The organism is Arcobacter sp. F2176, assembly GCF_004116465.1.
GTDB lineage: Bacteria > Campylobacterota > Campylobacteria > Campylobacterales > Arcobacteraceae > Arcobacter > Arcobacter siniprincipis.
Genome location: NZ_PDJV01000050.1, coordinates 1 through 1,328, shown reverse-complemented (window position 1 = coordinate 1,328; position 1,328 = coordinate 1). Strand labels below are relative to the sequence as shown.

At 32.6% G+C, this 1,328-nt stretch carries 1 protein-coding gene; it reads right to left on the bottom strand.

Annotated elements, in window-relative coordinates:
- Nucleotides 1-1,328 (bottom strand): fumarate hydratase (locus CRU95_RS16085; protein ID WP_164969825.1); only part of this gene is annotated, 1,328 nt, incomplete at both ends.

Below are 1,328 nucleotides of genomic sequence, written 5' to 3'. Positions count from 1 at the left end.
ATAGTTCTCCACTTAGCAGGACCAGTAGTGTGAATAGAAGTACCCTCAGTATCAACAGCTACAGTAACAGGCATGTCTTTAACCTCAAATTCATATATAGCTTCCATACCAAGTTCTTCAAATGCTAATACTTTTGCTGATTTGATTGATTGTGATATCAAATAAGCAGCTCCACCAGTAGCTATTAAATACATTGATTTATACTCTTTAATTAAATCAATTGTTGGTTGTTTTCTCTCAGCTTTTCCAATCATTCCCATGATTCCTATTTCCATCATGTCTTTTGTAAATTTATCCATTCTTGTAGATGTTGTTGGTCCCGCAGGTCCTACTGCTTCATCTCTTACAGGATCTACTGGTCCAACATAATAAATAAATCTATCTTCTAATTTAACTCCATTTGGAAGATCTTTTCCAGCATTTTTATATTCAACTATTTTTTTATGTGCTGCATCTCTTGCTGTTAGAATTTTCCCAGATAATAAAAGTGTATCTCCTGATTTAAATTGAGATAAATTCTCTTTTGTTAAATCTTCTATATTTACTCTTTTAATTGTATCCATTGGTAATTCAATATCTGGCCATAAATCTAAATCTGGTTTATTAAATACAGCTGGTCCATCACCTTTTAGTTTAAAGTGAATATGTCTTGTTGCTGCACAGTTTGGAATCATAGCAACAGGAAGTGATGCTGCATGACATGGATAATCTAATATCTTAACATCAAGTACAGTTGTTATTCCACCAAGACCTTGAGCTCCAATTCCTACTTTATTAATATCTTCATATAATTTAAGTCTTAATTCTTCTAGGGCATTTTGCGGACCTCTTGCTTTAAGTTCATGTATATCAACATGACTCATTAAAGACTCTTTTGCTAAAAGCATAGATTTCTCAGGATTTCCTCCAATTCCAATTCCTAATATTCCAGGAGGACACCATCCAGCTCCCATATTTCTAACATTTTCCATAACCCAATCATAAATACTATCACTTGGATTTAATACAGCAAATTTAGATTTGTTTTCACTTCCTCCACCTTTTGCTGCAACTGTAATATCTATCTCATCTGAATTATCTACACTTACATGAATAACTGCTGGTGTATTGTTTTTTGTATTTACTCTTTTTCCAGCAGGATCAGAAACTACTGAGTATCTTAAAGTATTATCAGGATCTGTATATCCTTTTGCAACACCTTCATTTAATAAATCAACTAACTCTTTTTTAATATCTAAAGGAGCATTTAATCCAACCTTTACAAAGATATTAACACTTCCTGTATCTTGACATAAAGGTCTATGACCCATTGCACACATTTTTGAATT